General features: G+C 69.6%; 15 protein-coding genes and 1 pseudogene. 11 read left to right on the plus strand and 5 right to left on the minus strand.

What is annotated here, in order from left to right; genetic code table 11:
• Positions 1-35: 35 nt before the first annotated feature.
• Positions 36-444: pseudogene (tnpA, locus tag IF11_RS38715) on the plus strand (IS200/IS605 family transposase); the annotation flags it as partial.
• A gap of 216 nt (positions 445-660) precedes the next feature.
• Entirely contained in the window at positions 661-1,548 is an 888-nt protein-coding gene (locus IF11_RS0110455; RefSeq protein WP_051745754.1) for a MerR family transcriptional regulator, read from the plus strand.
• On the opposite strand, the gene IF11_RS0110460 is transcribed toward IF11_RS0110455, so the two are convergent.
• Positions 1,545-2,486: a hypothetical protein gene (locus tag IF11_RS0110460; RefSeq protein ID WP_106979141.1), complete on the minus strand. Its 942-nt coding sequence runs from the start codon at positions 2,484-2,486 to the stop codon at positions 1,545-1,547. The genes IF11_RS0110455 and IF11_RS0110460 overlap by 4 nt on opposite strands.
• 53 nt (positions 2,487-2,539) lie before the next feature.
• Here IF11_RS0110460 and IF11_RS0110465 point away from each other — a divergent pair, with 53 nt between their 5' ends.
• From IF11_RS0110465 to IF11_RS0110485, 5 genes are all read left to right on the plus strand, one after another.
• Entirely contained in the window at positions 2,540-3,841 is a 1,302-nt protein-coding gene (locus tag IF11_RS0110465) for a CapA family protein (RefSeq protein WP_078490599.1), read from the plus strand.
• A gap of 344 nt (positions 3,842-4,185) precedes the next feature.
• Positions 4,186-6,486, plus strand: a complete 2,301-nt coding sequence (locus IF11_RS0110470; protein WP_030351232.1) for a HAMP domain-containing protein — start codon at positions 4,186-4,188, stop codon at positions 6,484-6,486.
• A gap of 6 nt (positions 6,487-6,492) precedes the next feature.
• Positions 6,493-8,238, plus strand: a complete 1,746-nt coding sequence (gene pgsB, locus IF11_RS0110475) for a poly-gamma-glutamate synthase PgsB (protein ID WP_030351233.1) — start codon at positions 6,493-6,495, stop codon at positions 8,236-8,238.
• The gene (locus tag IF11_RS0110480) at positions 8,235-8,717 is read left to right on the plus strand and encodes a poly-gamma-glutamate biosynthesis protein PgsC/CapC (RefSeq protein WP_030351234.1); all 483 of its coding nucleotides are present in this window, start codon (positions 8,235-8,237) and stop codon (positions 8,715-8,717) included. The genes pgsB and IF11_RS0110480 overlap by 4 nt, the downstream gene beginning before the upstream one ends.
• 28 nt (positions 8,718-8,745) lie before the next feature.
• Positions 8,746-9,816 carry a C40 family peptidase gene (locus tag IF11_RS0110485; protein WP_030351235.1) on the plus strand — a complete coding sequence of 357 codons (1,071 nt, stop codon included), beginning with the start codon at positions 8,746-8,748 and terminating at the stop codon, positions 9,814-9,816.
• Positions 9,817-9,851: 35 nt separating this feature from the next.
• On the opposite strand, the gene IF11_RS0110490 is transcribed toward IF11_RS0110485, so the two are convergent.
• Both IF11_RS0110490 and IF11_RS0110495 read right to left on the minus strand, forming a co-directional pair.
• Positions 9,852-11,573: an MFS transporter gene (locus tag IF11_RS0110490; protein WP_425315188.1), complete on the minus strand. Its 1,722-nt coding sequence runs from the start codon at positions 11,571-11,573 to the stop codon at positions 9,852-9,854.
• A 238-nt stretch (positions 11,574-11,811) separates the two neighbouring features.
• Positions 11,812-13,959, minus strand: a complete 2,148-nt coding sequence (locus tag IF11_RS0110495; protein ID WP_030351237.1) for a D-alanyl-D-alanine carboxypeptidase family protein — start codon at positions 13,957-13,959, stop codon at positions 11,812-11,814.
• A gap of 192 nt (positions 13,960-14,151) precedes the next feature.
• Between IF11_RS0110495 and IF11_RS0110500 the strand changes: the two genes are divergently transcribed.
• The 4 genes from IF11_RS0110500 (at position 14,152) to IF11_RS0110515 (ending at position 18,677) form a co-directional block, all read left to right on the plus strand.
• On the plus strand, positions 14,152-14,895 hold the full coding sequence (locus IF11_RS0110500; protein ID WP_030351238.1) for a GOLPH3/VPS74 family protein: 744 nt from the start codon (positions 14,152-14,154) through the stop codon (positions 14,893-14,895).
• Between the two features lie 414 nt (positions 14,896-15,309).
• Positions 15,310-16,167, plus strand: a complete 858-nt coding sequence (locus IF11_RS0110505; protein ID WP_030351239.1) for a helix-turn-helix domain-containing protein — start codon at positions 15,310-15,312, stop codon at positions 16,165-16,167.
• 297 nt (positions 16,168-16,464) lie between these two features.
• Positions 16,465-16,674 carry a DUF397 domain-containing protein gene (locus IF11_RS0110510; protein WP_030351240.1) on the plus strand — a complete coding sequence of 70 codons (210 nt, stop codon included), beginning with the start codon at positions 16,465-16,467 and terminating at the stop codon, positions 16,672-16,674.
• Positions 16,675-17,084: 410 nt separating this feature from the next.
• Complete coding sequence (locus IF11_RS0110515; RefSeq protein ID WP_030351241.1) at positions 17,085-18,677, plus strand: sodium:solute symporter family protein; 1,593 nt, start codon at positions 17,085-17,087, stop codon at positions 18,675-18,677.
• A 99-nt stretch (positions 18,678-18,776) separates the two neighbouring features.
• Here the strand turns inward: IF11_RS0110515 and IF11_RS0110520 are convergent, their stop codons facing one another.
• Together IF11_RS0110520 and IF11_RS0110525 are read right to left on the minus strand one after the other, a co-directional pair.
• Complete coding sequence (locus tag IF11_RS0110520) at positions 18,777-19,892, minus strand: ADP-ribosylglycohydrolase family protein (protein ID WP_030351242.1); 1,116 nt, start codon at positions 19,890-19,892, stop codon at positions 18,777-18,779.
• Positions 19,893-20,116: 224 nt separating this feature from the next.
• Complete coding sequence (locus tag IF11_RS0110525; RefSeq protein WP_030351243.1) at positions 20,117-21,361, minus strand: DUF418 domain-containing protein; 1,245 nt, start codon at positions 21,359-21,361, stop codon at positions 20,117-20,119.
• Between the last annotated feature and the right edge of the window lie 57 nt (positions 21,362-21,418).

The following is a 21,418-nucleotide window of genomic DNA, read 5'->3' on the forward strand; positions in this document are numbered from 1 at the left end:
TTGGTGTACGTCACCACGCTGGGAAACCAAATGCCGATATCCGCCGGGGCTGTCACGTCGTCCACAACCTTCACGCCCACTTGGTTTTCGTGACCAAGTACCGGCGCGGAGTCTTCAACGACGAGATGCTGACCAGGTGCGAAGAGATCACGCGGAACGTCTGCACGGACTTCGGCGCGGACCTGATCGAGTTCAACGGCGAAGAGGACCACGTACACCTTCTCGTGCGCTACACGCCGAAGGTCGCCCTGTCCTCCCTGGTCAACTCGCTCAAAGGCGTGTCATCTCGATACCTGCGACAGGCGTTCACCAGCCACTGGCCACATCAACCGCTTTCATCATGCACGGCCAATTCTGGTCCGGCTCCTACTTCGCAGGCTCCTGCGGTGAGCGCCGTTGAGCATCGTCAAGCAGTACATCAAGCAGCAAAAACGCTCGTCGTAGCCTGCGAATCGGAGCAGCCCTGAGATCCGATTCCTCCCCGCCTAAAGGCGAGGATTCCCTCCGAAGAGGAGGATTCCCTCCGAAGAGAGGGATGGAGGATCCCGCCACTCTCCGGCAGCAGAAGCTCACGATTGGTTGGTTGACCTTTCCCCAAGGTCAGAGCGCACCGTCGGGTCACCGGGCCGAAAGCGGTCCGGTGACGGAGGATGGGGCCTCGTGGAACTGCTCACGATCGGCGAGTTCGCGGCGCGGTCGCGGCTCTCGCCCAAGGCGCTGCGGCTGTACGACCGGCTCGGTCTGCTCACTCCCGCGCGGGTCGACGCGGTCACCGGCTATCGCTGGTACCGCCCGGACCAGGTGGAGCGCGCCAGGCTGGTCGCGCTGCTGCGGCAGCTCGACATGCCGCTGGCCAGGATCGCCGAAGTGGTCGCGCTGCCGGGTGAGCGGGCCGCCGACGAGGTGGCGGGCTACTGGACCGGGGTCGAGGAACGCCATGCCGTACGGCGCGAGGTCGCCGGCCATATCCGTGACCGACTGTCGGGCAGGAGAACCCACATGTACGAGGTCAAGATCATCGACACACCGGAGCAGGCCGTTCTCACCGAGCGCAAGCACGTGCTCTCCGACGAACTGCCACGCTGGATCCCCGCCGCCCTGGACCGGCTGGAGAAGGCCGCCGGCGCATGTGGAGGCGTCTCGGGCATCCCGTTCGTCGCGTACTACGCGGCGGTGAGCCCGGACAGCGACGGGCCCGCGGAGGCGTGCGTTCCGGTCGCGGACATCGCGGCGGCGGAGGCGTACGCGGCGGCGAGCGGCCGTCCGGATACGGGCCGTACGACCACGCTGCGCATCGAACCGGCGCAGCGCCTGGCGTACGTACGCATTACCAAGGCCCAGGTGGCGCACCCGCAGATCCTGTCCGCGTTCGAGGCGGTCGAGGAGTGGATCGCGGCCCAGGGGCTGTCGGTCAGCGGGCCCTGCCGTGAGATCTACTTCGCCGACTGGGACGCCGCGTCGGCCTCGGACGAGGTCTGCGACATCGCCTTCCCTGTGGGTGAGGTGGGTGAGGTGGGTACGGCGGGCAACGCCACCACGGCGGGCTAACCCCCCGCACGCGCCTCCCGCGCCGCCCCCTTCCACTCCGCCGCCGCCGTCGTCATCGCCTCCACCACCCGACGGCCGCGGGCCGCGTCCTCCCGCACCGTACGGCTGAACTCCACATGGATGAAGGGGACTCCGTCGTCCGCCGCGAGCCGGCCCTGCTTGTTCGTACGGCCGGCCAGCGGGCACTTGGAGGACCAGGCGCGGCACACCCGGAAGCCGTCGTCCGTCAGCGCCCGCGCCAGGGTGACGGCCTGCGGCCGGCCCTCGTCGCCCGCGCCCGTGGACACCACCGCGTCGTGCGCCCGGGACGTCTTGTCCGCGAAGCCGTGGATCTGGATGCCGGGGAGGCCGCGGGCGACGAGTTCCGCGCAGACCGCGTGGAAGACCGTGTCCGTACGGTGGGCGACGTCCGCGGCGTTCCCCTCGCCCGCCGCGCGGTGGGCACCGGCCACGACCAGCACCCCGCCGGGCACGCCGCGCAGGACGCCGGCGCCGAGGGTCTCGCTGTACGCGTCGGCGACGGGGTGCGGCACCTGCACCGAGAAGTGGGCGGGCGCGTCGAGGTCGATGTACACCCGCCCCCAGCCGCGCACGCCCTCGCGGGCCCGGTCGACGATCTCCGCGTACCGCCGCCCCTTCGCGGTGTCCCGGAGGATGTGTACGCCGAAGTCGACCTCGGCGAGCTTGCGTTCGGCCTCACCGCGCTTGCCGTCGAGATAGAGTCCGACCCCGGCGGCGACGGTCTCGCGCTCGACGCGGTTGGGCGGCAGGAAACCGGCGTCGGGCACGGTGTCCGCGGCGAATCCCGCGATCCGGCGTTCCAGATCGAGGTCGGTGCCGGTGGCGGGTGCGGAGGGTTCGTCGGAGTGCCGGTCCAGGACCGGGGTGACGATCACCACAGCTGCCGCGATCAAGACCCCGACCAGCAGGCTTGCCATGATTGTTATCTTCACGGTCGGAGATCGTGTCATATGACGTTCAAAATACCTATGTGAAGCTACCCCTCCCTCTCCTCCGCGGGCGACGCGCCGCTGCCCGTACGGTCTCCCGTACGGCCCTCCGCACCGCCGCGACAGCCTGTCTCGCCACCTGTCTCGCCACGGCCGTCGCGGGCTGTTCCGTACTCGGCTCCGGCGACGGGGGCGCGGACGCCAAGGGAGGCGGAGGCCCGTCGTTCACGGTCGCCGCGGCCGGTGACGTACTGATCCATCCCCCGCTGACGGATCAGGCGAGGAAGGACGCGAAGGCCACGGGCGGCAAGGCCGGGACCCTCGACTTCGCGCCGCTGATGGCCGGGGTGAAGCCGGTGATCAGCAAGGCGGATCTGGCGATCTGCCACATGGAGCCGGTGGTCGCCAAGAAGGGCGGGCCCTACGAGGGGTTCCCGAACTTCCAGGTCCCGCCGGAGATCACCACCACGCTCAAGGACATCGGCTACGACACCTGCTCGACGGCGTCGAACCACTCGATCGACCACGGCGAGGCAGGGGTGCGCCGCACCCTGGACGCACTCGACGCGGCCGGTCTCAAGCACACGGGCTCGGCCAGGAGCGAGGCCGAATGGGAGAAACCGCTCATCATGGACGTGAAGGGCGTGAAGGTGGCGCAGATCTCCTTCGCGTTCGGCTTCGTCCGTAACGAAGTTCCCGCGGACAAGCCCTGGTTGGCCAACAAGACGTCCTTCAAGGCGATCAAGGAAGCCGAGCAGCGGGCCCGCAAGGCGGGTGCGGACGTGGTCATCCTCAGCATCCACTGGGGACGTGAGTACCAGTCGGCGCCGAGCACCTCACAGCTGGAGCTGGCGCGCCGTATCGCGAAGAAGACCGGCATCAATCTGGTGATCGGGCACCACGCCCATGTCGTGCAGCCGATGGAGAAGATCGGCAACACCTGGATCGCCTACGGCCTCGGCAACCAGATGGCCCGGCACGAGGTGCCGAACGGCCAGTCCGAGGAGGGGGCCATCGGCTGGTTCACCTTCACCAAGCGCGGCGGCGAGTGGGACGTACAGGCGCAGTACCTGCCGACGTTCGTCGATGTGCCGCCGGAGCCGGAGGACCCGGAGCAGCCCGACAAGCTCCCGACGGGCGCGGTCACGGACTACCGGCTGGTGAATGTGGCGCGGGCGCTCAAGAACGGCAAGCCGGAGAGCGGCACACCGGACGAGGGGAAGAAGTACACCGAGGTGCAACTCGCCCGTTACCGGCTGGCCTTCGACCGTACACAAGGCACCATGCTGAATCGCGGCGCGGTGAAGGACGGCCTGACACCTCTTGAGGAGCCGCCCAACTAGCTTGCGTCCGGCGACTTTTCGGTCCGCCGGGGTCTTCGGCCGCAGATCTGACGGCCCAAAGCCTGGCGGACCGGAGTCCCTTCGGCACGATTCCCCCTGACGGGGTCTGTCGGCCGAGGGTTCCGCATGTCCGGTACGTAACATCTGTAATACAGATCACACGCGCTGTTGTCCGATTTTGCACAACCATTCGATGGCGCGACCGGTCCTTATTTCGCGCGTGGGACGCGTGGGAGCGGTGGGGGAAATCCCCCCTACCCCTCATGCCCACACGCACTCGACTTCACGCCTGCGCGCACGCGCGCGTTCCGGCGCTGCCCGCACCACGCTGAGAGAGGTACCCCATGGCCGTTTCGTCGGCGAAACGGCGGCACAAGGTCCGCAGACGGGCCGACATGTCGCTCCTGGGCGGCATACGCCCGCCGATCGCGGTCCTCTCGGCCCTGCTGCTCGCGCTGGCCGGGCTCACGGCGCTCGGGTTCGGCAAGCCGGACAACGAGCCCCTGCCCACGGCCGTACGCACCTCTCAGCAGCACTTCGCCGAGGACGGCGCCATCGCGTTGCGGGCGTCGCTCGACGAGTCCATCACCGACCTGAACCGGACCGCGGCGCTCTTCAACGCGGGCGACCCGGTCTCCGCGGACACCGTCCTCGACAAGCTCGGGAACGTCTACCAGAAGTGGCGCGGCTCGGCGATCGTCGAGATCACGTCGGGCAAGCTGCTCGCGGCACGCGGCGAGAACGTCCCGCTCCTCGCGGTCGACCGGGAGAAGCTGTCCGAGAAGGACGGTCTCGCGCCCCGGATGGTCCGGCTGAAGAACGGCGAGACACGGCTGCTCACCTTCGCCCTGCTGTCCTGGGAAGGGAAGCCGCAGCAGCTCCTGATCACCTCGAACAGCCTGAAGGTCCCGGGCATCAGTCTCGGCAAGTTCCGGGTGATCGCCGTGGTCGACTCGGGCGGCACGATCCTCAGCAGCGACGGACTCCGGGCCGCCGAGGACATCCCCTCGAAAACCGTCGAGGACGAGGTCAAGGAGACCAAGAAGCAGCTCCGCACCTTCGCGAAGCTCGCCGCCGAGAAGTCCGCCGCGAACCCCGTCACCACCAAGGAGCCGGGCTCCGGCGGGTTCTTCGGCGTCAGCGGCACCATGACCGGCTCCCGCATCAGCCAGGAGCGTCCGGTCGTCGGTTACGCCACGCTCGCCGCGCCCGAGGCCGGCGGGTCCACCGACGCGACCGGCCTCGGGCTGTCCGTGGTCACCCTGGTGACCGTCCCCGAGAACACCAGCCGGGTGACCGACCCGCTGTTCGGCCTGGTGGCCGCCGCCGCGCTGCTCGTGATCGGCGCGCTGGCGGTGGCCCTGCTGCTCGGTACGGTCCAGCGCCCGCTGATCCGGCTCTTCTTGGAGAGCCGCCGCCTCAGCCGCGGCGATCTCACCCGGCCGGTGACCGTGCCCCGCTTCGGCGAGGCGCGCCGGATCGGGGACGCGCTGGAGCGGCTGCGGCTGCAACTGCTCGGCGGTACGCCCGCGGAGACGAGCGACGGTAACGACGACGCCAAGCGGCGGCGCGGACGGCGCGTCGGCACCCGCGCCCTGCTCGCCGGCGGCGGGATCCTGCTGCTCATCTGGTCCGCCCCGATGATGCTGCTGCTCAACCGCGCCGGTGACACCATCGTCGTACCGCAGCAGCTCGTCAACGACCAGCGCGACCGCACCGACACCCTCACCGACCGGGTGCGCCGCGCCCTCAACGAGGGCCACGCCGACCTGCTGTCCGTCGCCACTCTCATCGGTGACCAGACCGCGCCCGCGGACATGGCGACCGTCCTCGAACGCACCATGACCGAGCACCCGCGCTACCGCTCGCTGTACGTGCTCTCCCCCGACGGCACGGTCCTCGCCAAGGCGGGCGACAGCCCGCAGCACCCCGGCGGCAAGCGCACGGGCAACGCCCCGATCGCCGTGCTCAGCACCGACTCCAAGGAACCGCAGGTCGCCGGATACGCCGAACTGCCCGGCCGGGACGGCGCGCTCGTGGTCGGCGAGTTCCGCGTCGACTTCCTCAACTCGCTGCTCAAGCGCCCCGGCCTCGGCCAGATACGGATCGTCGACGCCGAGCGCCGGATCGTGGGCGCCAACACCGGCTACCGGGCGTTCCAGAAGCTGCCCTCCAGCAGGCTCGACTCGCTGGTCTCGGCCACCGGCCAGAAGGTCGGCCTCAGCCCGCGCCCCAGCGGGGTGCTCTTCCGCGACGGTGACGGCATCCAGATCGCCGCGGCGGCCCCGTTCGCCGGCGGCGGCGCCGCGAAGTCGCTCGGCTGGACCGTCGTCAGCTGGCAGCCCGCCTCCGCCCTCGCCATCCCCGAGTACAGCGCGCAGAACCGTACGGTGCTCGCCGGGCTGCTCGGGGTCACGGCAGCCGCCGCCTGTCTGGGCTGGCTGCACATCGTGGTCGTACGTCCGCTGCGCGAACTGGCCAGGCAGGCCGAGACGCTGGCCGACGGCGACCGCCGCACCGTCCTCTACCCGCGCCATCACGACGAGGTCGGGGCCATCACACGCTCCCTGGAACTGCTCCGCCAGCAGCTCCAGGAGCAGCGCAGGCGCGAAGGCGCGCCGTCGGCCCTCGCCGAAAGGATCTGACCGACCGTGCTCTTCCTCTATTTCGTGCTGCTCGTGTGCAGCGCGATCCTGCTGGTCGCCGGACTCGTCGAACAGCGACGGCACTTCACCAACCTGAACCGCATACCCTCCCGGGTGCTGGTCAACGGCATCCGCGGCAAGTCGTCCATCACCCGGCTGTGCGCGGGCGCGCTGCGCGGCGGCGAGCTGATCACGGTCGCCAAGACCACCGGTACGGCGGCCCGGTTCATCCACCCGGACGCGACCGAGGAGCCCGTCTACCGCAAGTTCGGCATCGCCAACGTGGTGGAGCAGATCGGCATCGTGCGCCGGGCCGCCGCGTACAACCCCGACGCGCTGGTGATCGAGTGCATGGCCGTCATGCCGGCGCTCCAGGAGATCAACCAGTCGAAGCTGATCCGGTCCACGATCGGGGTGCTGTGCAACGTACGTGAGGACCATCTCGCCGAGATGGGCCCGACCCTCGACGACGTGGCGCGCTCGCTCTCCCGCTCCATGCCGGAGGACGGCATCTGTGTCACCGCGGAGAAGGACCGGTTCGCGATCCTCCAGGAGGAGGCCGACGCCCGGAACTGCCAGCTGATCTACGCGGATCCGGAGACGGTCTCCGACGAGGAGCTGCGCGGCTTCAGCTGGTTCACGTTCAAGGAGAACGTGGCCATCGCGCTGAAGGTCGCCGAACTGCTGGGCGTGGAGCGCGAGACCGCGCTCCAGGGGATGTACGACGCGCCGCCGGACCCGGGTGTCCTCTCCGTGGAGCGCTACCTCACGCCGGACGCCAAGCGGCTGCGGTTCGCGAACGTCTTCGCGGCGAACGACCCCGAGTCGACGCTGATGAACATCAACCAGCTGCTCGATCTGGGCGCGATCAACCGTCCGCTCCATGTGGTCATCAACTGCCGTCCCGACCGGGTCGAGCGCAATGGCCAGATGGGCGAGATCATCCCCGAACTCCAGCCGGAGAAGGTCTTCGTCATCGGCCATCCGGCGAAGAGCGCCATCGACGCGATCCCGGCCGAGTGGCGCTCGCGCGCGGTCGACCTGGGCGGCGACAAGCGCGACCCCGAGGAGTTCATGCGCGAGCTGCTCGGCATGCTCGGGCCCGACTCCTCACTGGTCGCGATCGGCAATATCCACGGCCAGGGTGAGCTGCTGCTCGAACACCTCGCGGAGCTGCCGCCGGACGAGACGCCGGACCCGGAGGACGGGCCCGCCGACCCGCCCGCCGCCGTTCACACCCCGGCAGAGAGCCAGGGGCAGATCCCGGCTCAGGCCCAGGTGTCGGACACCGTCGCCATCCCGGTCGTCTCCGCCGACGCCCGACCCGGGACCGCCCCGCAGCAGAACCAGCAGAACTCGCAGGGGCAGCAGGGGCAGCAGGGGCAGCAGGAGCACCCGCGTCATGACGAGACGGTGGCGCTGGTCCGCTACGCGCCGCGCCTCGACCCGTTCCAGCCCTACCCGGAGGCGTACGAGCAGCGCTACCAGCAGCGTCCCGCCGCCGGACCGCCGCGCGAGCGCGGCCTGTTCGAACCGGTCCAGATGCCGGAACCGACACAGGAGCAGACGCCGGCCCCGCAGTCGGCCCCGCAGCCGGGCAGCTCGCAGCCCGGCCCGTACGGCTCCGGCGATCCCGCGCAGCACCACCCCTCGTCCCACCAGCAGCCGCACCACCCCGAGTACCCGCAGCTCCCGCACTCCCCGAACCCCTCGCACTCCGTGGCGCCGCAGAACCCAGGAGAACCCCGTTGATCCCCGCAGTCCTCACCCCCGAGATCGCCGCGATCGGCATCGGTCTGGGCCTGATGTTCTCCCTGATCTGCTATCTCACGACGAACCTCTCCCCCGGCGGCATGATCACGCCGGGCTGGCTGGCGCTGACCCTCGTCGAGGACCTCCAGCGCGCGGCCATGGTCGTCGGCGTGACCGTACTGACGTACGCGACCACGCTGCTCGTCCAGCGCTTCGTGATCCTCTACGGAAAGCGCCTGTTCTCCGCGGTCGTCATGATCGGTGTGCTCCTCCAGGGCACTGTGATGATCGTTCTCTCGCTCGAATTCCCGCTGATGTACGCGAACCAGACGCTCGGCTTCATCGTCCCGGGTCTGATCGCCTACCAGCTCGTACGCCAGCCCAAGGGCGCGACCATCCTCGCCACCGGCACGGTCACGCTCACGGCCTATGTAGTCCTCACCGCCGGCATCCTGCTCGGCGCCCTGCCGTCAGCCTGACCAGCCCACCCACGGGAGCCGAATCCTCATGAGTGCCAAGTCCAAGCGCGGCCGTCCTGTCCTGCATGCCGCGACGGTCCTCGCGCTGCTGGCCGGCAGCGCCTATCTCACCGTTGAACTCCGCAAGGACGAGCAGGCGAAGGCGCCCGCCGTCCAGGCCATCACCGACATCCCCGCGCTGACGTCCGGGAACGGGAGCACGGCCGGCGAGCAGACCTGGGAGCGGCTGCAGAACCCGGCACGCTCGGTGCTGCGCGGCGGCGACGGCGACATCCTCGCCACCTTCACCGACGACGCGCGTACGGCGACCCTCACCGGCCCCAGCCGTACGTTCGAGGAGCCGACGAACACCAAGTCCCGGGTGGTCACCGAGAACTGGGTGCGGCTCATGCCGGAGGCGTGGAAGAAGGGCGCCGAGAAGGAGAAGTGGTTCAAGGACTGGTTCAAGGAGTACTACGGCAGCGAGGAGGACGACATCTTCGCGTTCGCCTTCCAGTACACCGAGGGCGCGCCCATCAAGAAGGACGACGAGGGCGTTCCGTACGCGGGCGACGCGTACTTCGGACCGATCGACGAGTCGAATCCCACGAACCGCCTGGAGCAGTCCGACTTCTACGACTACCTCGGCATCCCGTACACCTTCCGGGACGGCACCACCATGCAGCCGGAGCAGCCGAAGTACCGTGCGCTGGACTGCTCGGGCTTCATCCGGACGGTGTTCGGCTATCGCGCCCGCTACCCGCTGATGGGGACCGACAAGGCCGGCGACGGTCTGCCGCGCACCGCCAACGGCATGACGCGCTCGGACGTCGGCGTGGACATCTACAAGCTGCAGGGCCCCGCCCCCTGGTACACGCGGCCGGAGTCCACCAGCAAGCTCCAGCCGGGCGACCTGGTGTTCTTCAAGATGGACAAGCGGACCGGGAACCGGATGGACCATGTCGGCCTGTACGTGGGCAACGACACCGACGGCCACCAGATCTTCGTCTCCAGCCGCAAAGAGGTCAACGGCCCGACAATCGGCGACCAGGGCGGCACCTCGCGCCTGGACGGGAACGGCTTCTACGCGGGGCTGCTGCGGGCGGCGAAGCGCCTCTGACGTACGGCGGGGGGGGGGGGGGGGGGGAAACCAAACTACGGTTTTTCCCCCCCCCCCCCCCCCCCCCCCCCCCCCCCCCCCCCCCCCCCCCCGAGCACGCTCTTGCCCTCCTCGTCGACGAGACCGAGCCACGGCGAGTACGGGATCCGGATCAGCACCCGTCCGGCCGACTTCACATGGATGGTCAGCTCGCCCGCGCCCGCCCGGTCGACCGTCGCCGGCGGATCGGCCAGCGGCATCGGGTCCTCGACGGCGAAGAGCTGCCAGTTGGCGTCGCCCCAGACATGCTCCAGATAGGGCAGGCCCTTCTGGACGAGTTCGGCCTCAAGGCCCGCGCCGGAGTCGGGCTTGCCCTTGGGCAGCACCACGTAGTGCACGGCCCAGCGGTCCAGCCAGCCGCGGTAGCTCTCGGCGGTCAGGGTGTCGTCGTAGAAGAGCGGGTTGCGCTCCATGTCCGCCTGGCGGTTCCAGCCGCGGGCGAGATTGACGTACGGGGCGAGCGCGGATGCCTCGCGGTGGCTGCTGGCCGGTACGACCTCGACCCGGCCCTTGGCCGCGCCGGTCCGCTGCAACTGGTTGACCAGCGGCGCCAGTTCACGTGTCCAGGACGCGGTGGGCGCCGTACGCACCATGTCGTCGACGCCCTTGAAACCTATCCAGAAGTTGAGCCCGGCGAAGGCGAGCACCAGCGCGTACCAGCGGCGTGACCGAGGGGCCGCGTACGGCAGGGCCGCGAGCAGCACCACGCCCGCTATGACCATCGCGAACCGGGAGACATTGGACCCGATCTGCGAATCGATCACATAGGTCAGCAGCACCCCGACGCCGTAGACCGCCGCGGCGACCCGGACCGTACGCCACGCCCTGGGGACGAGCACGAACACGAGCACCGCGAAGAGGAAGGGCAGCGAGGCCGTCCCCACCGACATCGGCTGCGTCCCGGAGAACGGGAACAGCCAGGAGGAGAGCGCCACCACGGCGGCCGGCGCGAGACCGAGCGCGTACGCCCCGGGGCGCCGCTTGTTGAGGAACAGCGCCGCCGCGACGACCCCGAGGAACAGCCCGGCCACCGGGCTCGCCGCGGTCGCGAGAGCGGCGAGCGGGGCGGCGGCGACCGCCTTGGCCCAGCGCTTCGTCCGCCAGCGGTACGGCCAGCAGAACACCGCCGCGACGGCGCCGAGCGCGAACATCATGCCGAGGCCGAAGGTCACCCGCCCCGACAGCGCGTTGCAGAGGAACGCGAAGACCCCGGCGAGCGAGCACGCCACCGGGTTACGGACGGCCCGTACCCGGACCAGGATCAGTGAGGTGAGAGCCGCGGAGACGGTCCCGGCGATCATCATCGTCGTACGGACGCCGAGGACGGACATCAGATACGGCGAGACCACGCTGTACGAGACCGGATGCATCCCGCCGTACCAGGCGAGGTTGTACGCGGAGTCCGGGTGCCGGCCGACGAACTCGGCCCAGGCGTCCTGTGCGGCGATGTCGCCGCCGCTGTTCGCGAAGAAGAGGAACCACAGCACGTGCGTGAGGGCGGCGACGGCGGTGGTGAAGAGGACGGGATGACGGGCCACCCGCCCCCGGAGGCCCTCTGGCCGCTCGGCGTCGCGCTGCGCGGCCAGTTGTATTCGTGGCCGGTCGGCGTCCCGCTCGGCGGGTGGGATGACGTCCTCGGGTGAGGCGACACCCCCGGGCGGGGCGACACCGTCGGGCGAGGTGACGCCGTCGGCGTGCGTCGGCTCAGTGGTGGTCACTGCGGCTCTCCACGTCTTTCCGTCTCACCGTTGTCCCACCCGGTGTGCCGACCCCCGACATCCTGCAAGACGCCCTCCCCGCGTCCGGCGTTGCCCGGGCGGCCGGCCGAGCGGGTGCCTCATGCAGATGGTCCGTTTCGGGACGCTAACACGTGACGGCGGCCGGGGAGGACGCCATTTCCGGCGCCTTCCCCGGCCGCCGGGCCCCGGAGGGGCCCACGGACACGCGTCCGGCGGATCAGCCGATCCGGGTGAGCTTCGCCCCGAGGCCCGGTTCCGCCAGGTCCTCCTGGAGCGCGACGGGCGCGGAGACCTTGCCCGTACCGGTGCCGACGGTGACCTCCCCGACGACCGTGCCGGAGGCGGCGGTGTGCGGCACCGTCTCCTTGCCCTCGGTGAGGTTGAGCTTCACCTGGAGACCGGCCCAGCCGACCGCCTTCAGGTCCTTGGTGGAGACCACGGGCGTCCGGCCGCCGAGCCCGTCGTCCACGTACCCCACGACATCGCCCTTCTTGACGACCGTCGTGGAGGTGACGCCGTCCTGGGCGGTCTTGATCAGCTTGAGGCTGTTCTGGATCGCCAGCTCCAGCTTGTCCCAGAGCTTCACGCCCTTCTGGGCGCCCATGACCATGCCGACGATCCGGCGGTTCTGGCCGTCGATGATCGTGTTGGCGGTCCACAGCAGATTGCCGCCGGCCGGGGTCGACGAGCCGGTCTTGATCCCGCTCACGCCGGGTTCGAGCAGGATCGAGTTGTTGTTGATGATCAGGTTGTCGATGCCCGGGATCTCGACCTGGGGCAGATTGACGATCTCGCGGAAGACATCGTTCTGCATGACCGCCTTGCCCAGCTTCAGCTGGTCGGTGGCGGTGGACACGGTGGAGGACTCCAGACCGCTCGGGTCCGTGTACGTCGTGTTCGTCATGCCGAGGTCCTTGGCGGCGGCGTTCATCTTCTCGACGAAGGTCGGCTCCGACTCCGCGTCCCAACGGGCCAGCAGCCGGGCCGCGTTGTTCCCCGAGGGGATCATCAGCAGCTGGAGCATCTGCTTCTGGGTGAACTGCTGCCCTTCCTTTATGGGCGCGGTCGACTCGTCGGGGCGGTTGGCCTCCTCGCCCGCCTTCTTGTCGACCTCGATCTTCGGGCCCACCTGCTCGCCCGTGATCGGGTGGTCCCGGAGGATCACGTACGCGGTCATCACCTTCGCCACGCTCGCGATCGGCGCGGGCTTCTGCTGCCCGTACGTACCGATCGTGCCGACGCCCTCGACCTCGACGGCGCCCTGGCCCTCGTCGGGCCACGGCATGTCGAGCTTGCCGCCCTCGAAGGTGAACGTGGGGTCGGCGGAGAGCGCGAGCGTGGGCGCCGGAAGCGGCCGTACGGCCTGGACGACCGCGAGGACGATCAGAACGAGCACGACGAGCGGCGTCCAGATCTTGACCCGCCGGACGGCCGTACGGACCGGAGTCTCGGGCGGGGCGGGCTTGTTCGTCAGCTCGGCCAGCAGATCGAGCGGCGGCATGGGCGGCATCGGCTGCTGCCTGGTCCGCTCGGCCGCCTCGGGGAGCGCGGTGGGCACGGACGGGGAAACGGACGGCGACGGGGACGGCGACGGAGGCCGGGGCGGTGACGCGGGGGCGGCCGGCTTGTCGTCCCGGCGCAGCGGTACGAACGTGCTGGTCCGCTCGGCGGCCGACTCGGGCTTCTCGTCGGGCTTCTGAGCGGGCTTCTCGTCGGGCTCGGCCTTCTCCTCGGCCTTCTCCTCGCGCTTCTCCTCGGCCTTCTCCTCGCGCTTCTCCGGCACCTTGAGCGTGGTGGTGGGCTGGTCGACGGCGGGCCGCGGAAGCGCCTTGAAGACGGCGGTGGGCCGGTCGACGGGCTGCGCGTCCGCGGCGGGGGCGTCGGTGCCCTTCTCGGTGCCCTTCTTGGCAGTGGCCCAGGAGGGGACCTTGCCACCCTTGCCGGACTCGTCCGCTTTTTCGGCTTCTTCGGATTCATCACCCTTGTCGGGCTTGTCGGCCTTCGCCGCATCGGCATCCGCGGATACGGGCTCCTCCGCACCCTCCGAGGCGTCGGCGTCGGCGTCGACGTCCGCGTCCTCCGCCTTCGCCTTCGCGGGCTCGGCCTTCGGCGGCCCGGCGTCCGGAGTTATGCGCCCACCGTCCGATTCGTGCGCGTCCTCGGTCTCCTCGGGCTCTTCGGACTCCTCCGTGCGATTTGCGATCGCGACCTTCGTCGACACCGCCGATCCGGAGTCCCGCTCCGCCGCGTCCGCCGCCCCTGTCGCCGGTTCACGGAAGACCGCGAGCCGCGGATCCCGCTCTCCCGGAGCCGTCTCCCCCGATGACTTCCGCTGATCCGACTTGCCGGGGGACTCGCCCGCCACCGTGTCTCCTTCATGTCTCATCCGACGTACCGCACTGTCCGAAGCATCTATCAGTGTCCTGCTCTGAGACCTCGGCCAACGTGCTAGACGAGAACGACATACATAACGGTTCCCGCACAAAGCACCCAGGCACCCTCGACAGACCAATGTGAGAGGGGTCACCCTGTCATTCATCCACGCGGGGAGGCATGGATGGGCAGGAGCCGCAGAACAATTCCGGAGGAGCTTCTGTTGCTCGCTCTGGACCCGGCCACGGGTACCACAGCGCAGCCGCAGTCGCTCGACCTCGGCCTGGCCGGAGCACAGCTAGTAGAGCTGGCTCTGGCAGGACGGATAGCCCCTGACGGGGATCGTATCGCCGTGGTGATGCCACGGCCGACCGGAGATCCGACTCTGGACTCCGCACTGGAGCTGCTGCGCAGACGCGGCAGTCCGGTCCGGGCCGTCCACTGGATCGGCGGGCCCCGACTGGGGCTGCGCCAGACCTATCTCTCGCATCTGGAGCGATGCGGCATGGTGCATGCCGTGGCGGGCCAGATGTGCGGAGTGCTGCCGACGACTCGCTACCAGGCGACGGAGACGGCGATCAGCCGGGAAATCAGGTCCCGGCTGGACAGTGCGATCCGCACCGGCGTACCGCCGGACCCGCGGACCGCGGCGCTCGCCGCGCTGGCCCACGCGGTCGGACTCGGCAAGCACCTCTACCCCGGCAACGAGGGGCGCTCGTCGCGCTCCCGGCTCCGGGACCTGATCAGACATGACCCGATGGGCGGTCTCGTGGCGCACGCCGTGATGGACGTCCAGAACGGTGTGGGCGCACAGCCACGCCGTAATCCCGCCCAGGGCGCCCCCAGCGCCCCGGGTGGCGGACGACCCCCAGGGGCCGTGCCGATGCAGCCGCACCACGGCGGCATGGCTCGCGTCCCGGCGCACTGAACGACCCGCACACCCGTCACACCATCAACACCCGCAGGAACCGCAGGAACCGCCAACACCGCAGTCCGCCGCACCGACGTCCCCAGAGCCGGTTCGGGAGCCGCACAAAACGCGCGGGGCAGCCAGACGACATCAGTCTGGCTGCCCCGCGCGTCGCGTATCGGTCCCCTGATGGCCCTCTGACGGCTCCCTGACGGCCCTCTGACGGCCTGTGGGGCGGCGTGGGTGGGTCCGGGGCGGGTCCGGGGCGGATCGGAGCCCGTCCCGGCGCGGAGGCGCTCGCACCGGCGCGCGGGGAACCGCGCAGACCGGCCCATTCGCCTCTGTGGCCATTTTCCAGCGCAGTCACGGCATTTGGTGGCAGTCTGCTGAGCAGTAGATACGTACAGCTACGCAGCCGGAGGTGCAGTTTCCGTGGCGTCCAACGTCAATCCCACCGTCAGGCGACGCCGATTGGGCCAGGAGTTGCGCCGGCTTCGCGAGCTGAAGGGCATGACGGCCGAGGAGGTGGCGGAGCGCCTGCTGGTCTCCCAGTCGAAGATCAGCCGTCTGGAGAACGGCCGCCGTTCCATCAGCCAGCGCGATGTCCGTGACCTCTGCGGGGTGTACGAGGTCGAGGACCAGCGCATCGTGGACTCGCTGATGCAAATGGCCAAGGACTCCCGTCAGCAGGGCTGGTGGCACGCCTTCGGCGACATCCCGTACAGCGTCTACATCGGTCTGGAGACGGACGCGGCGTCCCTGCGGGTGTACGAGCCCCAGGTCGTCCCCGGGCTGCTCCAGACCCGGCCGTACGCGGAGGCGCTCATCAACGGCGCGCTGCCCGAATCCCCGGTGCTCGACGTCGAGAAGCGCGTCGGGGTACGGCTGCGACGGCAGGACCGCATCAGCACGCCCGACGACCCGCTGCGGCTGTGGGCGGTGGTGGACGAGGCGGCGCTGCGCCGGCGCGTCGGCGACCGGCAGCTGATGCGCGAGCAGCTGGAACATCTCGTCGAGCAGTCACAGCTCCCGCATGTGACGGTGCAGGTGCTGCCCTTCGACATGGGCGCGCATCCCGGGATCACCGGGCATTACGCGATTCTCGAATTCCCGGACGCCTCGGACTCCAGCGTCGTCTACATCGAGGGCGTGACGAGCGACCTTTATCTGGAGAAGGCGAATGATGTGCAGCGCTACAGCGTGATGTACGAGCACTTGCGCGCACAGGCGCTGAACGCCGATCAGACCCGGCAGTTCATCGCGGATATCGCCAAGGAATACGCCCGCTAGCGGGCCGTCGGACCGTATACCGGCTGCCGGGTCCGGCATGACGGCCGCCGGCGGCCGGCCGGCGGCTCCGACGGGGCCTGCCACCAAGGCATTTGCGCGAAATGTCGAGTACGCCGACTTTCCCGTCCGGAGCGAGGGGAAGGTACACCTCCGCTACCTGGAAGCGGAAGGCTCCCGAGGGATAAGCCATCAGGACGAGTGAACGCCCGTCCCGCCCATGGAGTGGGGCTAGTAGCGTCGATCATGCCAGCAGGAAGTTGGCGCTATTTCACACCCATTGCTGAAACCGGAGCGAACATGGCAATTCTTCAGGGCGCTACGGACACGTGGATCAAGTCCTCGTACTCCGGCGGAAACGGCGCGTGCGTAGAGGTCAAGTCCCCCGTCGTCCAGGCCATTGCCGTCCGGGATTCGAAGGCCCCCGAAGGGCCCTCGATCTCCTTCGTCCCCACCTCATGGAATGCCTTCGTGCAGGAAATGAACAAGGGCGCTTTCGACCTCGGCTGAGGTCATTCGGCGCCCTGCACCCGCACCACTGATAGAGCCCTCTCGACCGGTCCGCCGTCCTGGCCGAGGGGGCTCGGCCGTGCCCGGCATTTTCTTCTTTCACTCCCCCTCCCGGCCGCATGGGACCCGCATCCCCTGCGGTCATTTCGTTGTGGCCGAAGCCTGACGAAGTGCTCGCTCATCGTGTGGGCGCCGTCACGTTCACGACAACGCCCCGACAGGTCAAGAACAAGTAAAATGGTTCGGCTTTCTGACTTGAGTTCACATTTATGACCGGCGAAGCTCTTGACCAGCCGTCGCGCCAGGCGGTTCAATCCCCGAAGTCCCCGCTCCCGCACGGGGAACCCGCCGACCGGACGAACTGACGAAGAGCACTCGACGTTCATAGGGCGGACCCCTGGAGGGGGCACATGAACAGCCTCGACTGGATCGTGCTCATCGCATACTTCGGTGTGATGGTCGCGATCGGCCTCTGGTCGCACAAGCGCGTGGACAACGTCAGCGACTTCTTCACCGCCGGCGGCAAGATGCCCTGGTGGCTTTCCGGTATCTCGCACCACATGTCCGGTTACAGCGCGGTGATGTTCACGGGATACGCGGGCATCGCCTATGTCTACGGTGTCACCTCGTTCGTGACCTGGTCCCTCCCGATCGCCATCGGTATCGGGATCGGCGCCAAGCTCTTCGCGCCCCGGCTCAACCGGCTGCGCTCGCGGCTCCATGTCGCGTCGCCGCTCGAATACCTCAAGAACCGCTACGACCTGAGGACGCAGCAGGCGCTCGCCTGGTCGGGGCTGCTGCTGAAGATCGTGGACGTGGGCGCCAAATGGGCGGCCATCGCCACCCTGCTCTCCGTCTTCACCGGGATCTCCCTCAACCAGGGCATCCTCATCACCGGTGTCATCACCGGCATCTACTGCACCGTCGGCGGTCTGTGGGCCGATGCCCTCACAGAACTGGGGCAGTTCATCATCCAGCTCTTCGCCGGTATCGCGATGCTCGTCGCCGTCATGGGCAAGCTCGGCGGCTTCAGCGCCCTGTGGACGGTCTGGGACAAGCTCCCCGAGGGGCACGCCGACCCGACGGCCGGGCCGTACACCGTGACGTTCCTGCTGGCGTTCCTCTTCATCAAGATGTTCGAGTACAACGGCGGCATGTGGAACCAGGCCCAGCGCTACATGGCGACGGCCAACGCCCGGGAGGCGACCCGCTCGGCCCGGCTCTCCGCCATCCTCTGGCTCGTCTGGCCGCTGGTCCTCTTCTTCCCGATGTGGTGCGCGCCGCTGCTCGTCGAGGCGCAGAAGCCGGACGCGTCCGACTCGTACGCCCTGATGACCGAACAGCTGCTGCCGCACGGTCTGCTGGGCCTGGTCATCGTCGGATTCTTCTCGCACACCATGGCCATGTGCTCCTCCGACGCCAACGCCATCGCGGCGGTCTTCACCCGGGACATCGCGCCCGTCATCTCGAAGGCGGCGCGCGGCTGGTCGGAGCGGGCGGGGCTGCTGGCGGCGCGGCTGTCGACGATCTCGTTCCTGGCGCTGTCGATGGCGATCGCCACCCAGGTCAACTCGCCGACGTTCAAGGACATCATCACCGTCGTGATCAAGTGGGTGGCCGGTCTGATGGGTCCGATCGCGATCCCGTTCATGCTCGGTCTGCTCAAGCCGTTCCGCAGGTCGGGGCCGACCGCGGCGCTGACCAGCTGGGCGCTGGGGCTGCTGGCCTTCTGGCTGGTCAACTACCCCATCAACTGGGCCGTCGAGGGCGGTGTGCCACTCCAGTACCAGGTCTCGGTCCCGCTCGCGGTCTCGCTGGTGCTCTACATCGTGATCGGTTTCCTGAAGCCGGAGGAGTCCCCCGAGCGCGAGGTGCTGCTGGCCCGGATCAACGGGGAGGGCGACGGCGACGGTTCGGGTCTGACCGCGGCCTCGCTGCGGGTGCCGGCGCCGGCGGAGCCGCGTGACGCGAAGACGACGGACAGGAAGGGCTCGGACGGCTGAGGCCACGGGGACCTCTCCGGCACCGCTGTGCGGCGGGTACGGGCGTACGTAACGTCCGTACCCGCCGCACCGTCGCGTCAGGCCCCCGCCTCAGCCGCTTCAGCCGCGCGGGTACCGGGCCAGCCACCCCGAGGCCGCGCTCCCCGGGCTGTGCAGCGCCGGGCCCTGCGTCATCTCCATCGCGAAGTCGTCCGCGATCTCCAGCAGGGTGGGCCGGCCCTCCAGCTCCGCCAGCCAGGCGGGCGGCAGCGCCGTCTCGCCGTGGAGCGCGCCGAGCAGCGCGCCGCAGAGAGTCCCGGTCACCGCCGACGGACCGTCGTGGTTGACGGCCAGGCGCAGCCCCTGGCGGATGTCCTCGGCGACCAGCGCGCAGTAGACGGCGACGCCGAGCGCCGACTCGGCGGTACGTCCCTCGCCGAGCGCGGCGATCCGTTCCGGGCCCGGGATCCCCTGCCGTACGGCGCCCAGCGCCTGTTGAAGGGCGTCCGAGACGGGCTGGTGCCCCGGGCGCGGGGTGAGCTGGGCGAGGGCGCGTTGCACGCCCGCGTCCAGCGTCTCGCCGCGCGCCAGCGCGTGCACGATCACGGCGAAGGCGCCCGCGGACAGATACGCGCCCGGGGAGCCGTGCGTCTGGACGGCGCACTCCACGGCGAGCTGGCACACCAACTGCGGCTCCCAGCCCACGAGCAGCCCGAACGGCGCGGACCGTACAAGGGCGCCCGAGTCGCGCGCGATGGTGTTCTTGGGCTTGTCGAGTGTGCCCATGGTGGTGTCGCCGAGCCCGGTGAGACAGGAGATGGTCGGGTCGCGGCGCGCGTACAGCCACTCCTCCTGGGCGAGCCAGCCGCCGTCCTTACGGCGCAGATCCGGCCCCCAGTCCCGCTGGGTCGCCGCCCAGCGCAGATGCGCGCGGTGCACATCGGTGGGCGGATGCCAGGCGCCGGTGTCCCTGCGTACCTGGGCGCGGATCAGCCCGTCGACGGTGAACAGGGTCAGCTGCGTGGCGGCGCTGACCGCGCCGCGGCGGCCGAAGGCGGGCACGAAGTCGTTGACGGCGCCCTCCCCGTGGGCGGCCCTGATCTCGTCGAGCGTGAGCGCGGAGACCCCGGCACCGAGCGCGTCGCCGATGGCACCGCCGAGCAGACAGCCCCGTACCCGGCTGCGGAAATCCTGCTGTTCCGCACGGCCCCAGATGGCTCCGGACGGTGTGCTCACGCGCCACTCCCTCCCCTGTGCCTCCGAGCGGACCGCACAAACTGCGCAGCACTGTAATCGACCGGGAACAGCGGGTTGAGGGCGCGCTTCGCGCTGCCTGGGGCACGGTGGGGCGGTATGGGCGGCGGTCGCCCGGCAGGTCGGTTTTGGGCGGCCGGGCGGCGCGCGAAGGTTTCGTGAGGGTTACGTGGCGCTGGCCGCGCGGCCCTGCCCGAAGCCCGGCATCACACGGACGCCGGGCTACGGCGCGGGGACTCGCGCAGCCGCATGGCGGGCCGTTCCAGATGCGTGGCGGCGCGCAGCAGCCACTCGACCGGGCCCATCCGGAACCGCCGCATCCACCAGGCGCTCCACACCAGTTGTACGGAGTAGACCGCCACCGCGATGGCGAGGACCGCCGCGTACGGCACGCGGCCGATGAGTCCGAGGCCGATCCCCGTGAAGATCAGTACGCAGAGCAGCGACTGGCTCAGGTAGTTGGTCAGCGCCATCCGTCCCGGCCCGGCGAGCACCTCCGCCAGCCGAGCGCCGCGCGCGGTCCTGAACACACGCAGGAGCGTGGCGGCATACGCGGCGGTGAGGAAGGGCGCGCTCACGATGTGCGCCGCCCCGGCGAAGAGGTTGTCGTCCCCGCCGAAGGTGTAGAACAGCGAGCCCGCCAGCCCCACCGGGAAACCGATGAGCTGGATGAGCCGCAGCTTCCTCTCATGGCCGGCGGGCTGGGCGAGTACGCGCCGCTTGCCCGCGGCCAGCCCCACGAGGAAGGCGGAGAACGCCAACGGCCCCTGGAAGAAGAGGATCAGCGGGAACGAGGTCCCCAGCGAGGAGAGCCGCTCGCCGATGACCGACCCGAGGCCGCCGCGCATCGCCTCGGTGCCGGCCCGGCCGTCGGCGAGCATCCTGGCCTGTTCCGAGGCGGTGGCGGTCGCGGAGGCACCGTCGATGACGGTCACGAGGACGGCCACGGTCAGGAACAGCAGCGCGATCGTGCCGGTGATGATCCCCGCCACCCACAGCGCGCGGCGCGGCGAGATACCGCGCACCAGGAAGAGCAACAGGCCGAGCACGGCGTACGTGACGAGGATGTCGCCGTAGAACAGCAGCACCGCGTTGGCGACGCCTATCAGGAACAGCGCCCCGAGCCGGCGCAGAAAGCGGGGGCGGAAGGTGAGCCCGCGCGCGGCGGCGGAGTTGATCTGGAGGGTGAAGCTGTAGCCGAAGAGGAAGGCGAAGAGGAGATAGAACTTCGACTCGAAGACGAACTGGACGACGTCCGAGGCGAGATGGTCGTGCCACGCGGTCCGGGCCGGGTCGGATATGTCCAGGAGGGTGTAACCGCTCGCGAAGAACGGGATGTTGACCATCAGGATGCCGAAGAGCGCGAAGCCGCGCAGCGCGTCGACATCCGCGAGCCGTGCGGTCGCGGACGTGCCCGCGCGGGCGGGCTCGGTCTGGGACGGTGGTGTCATACCGTACGACGCTACGGTCGGCGGCCGGGGCGGCGCATCCGACCAAAGTAGCGCGGC

Origin of the sequence: Streptomyces scopuliridis RB72 (assembly GCF_000718095.1) — a bacterium.
In the GTDB taxonomy this organism is placed as follows: domain Bacteria; phylum Actinomycetota; class Actinomycetes; order Streptomycetales; family Streptomycetaceae; genus Streptomyces; species Streptomyces scopuliridis.

Bases quoted from the DNA above. Each gene is read 5' to 3' on its own strand.
- IF11_RS0110460 (WP_106979141.1), bottom strand. From the start codon at position 2,486: ATGGCAAGCCTGCTGGTCGGGGTCTTGATCGCGGCAGCTGTGGTGATC.
- IF11_RS0110470 (WP_030351232.1), top strand. From the start codon at position 4,186: ATGGCCGTTTCGTCGGCGAAACGGCGGCACAAGGTCCGCAGACGGGCC.
- IF11_RS0110485 (WP_030351235.1), top strand. From the start codon at position 8,746: ATGAGTGCCAAGTCCAAGCGCGGCCGTCCTGTCCTGCATGCCGCGACG.
- IF11_RS0110500 (WP_030351238.1), top strand. From the start codon at position 14,152: ATGGGCAGGAGCCGCAGAACAATTCCGGAGGAGCTTCTGTTGCTCGCT.
- IF11_RS0110510 (WP_030351240.1), top strand. From the start codon at position 16,465: ATGGCAATTCTTCAGGGCGCTACGGACACGTGGATCAAGTCCTCGTAC.
- IF11_RS0110515 (WP_030351241.1), top strand. From the start codon at position 17,085: ATGAACAGCCTCGACTGGATCGTGCTCATCGCATACTTCGGTGTGATG.
- IF11_RS0110525 (WP_030351243.1), bottom strand. From the start codon at position 21,361: ATGACACCACCGTCCCAGACCGAGCCCGCCCGCGCGGGCACGTCCGCG.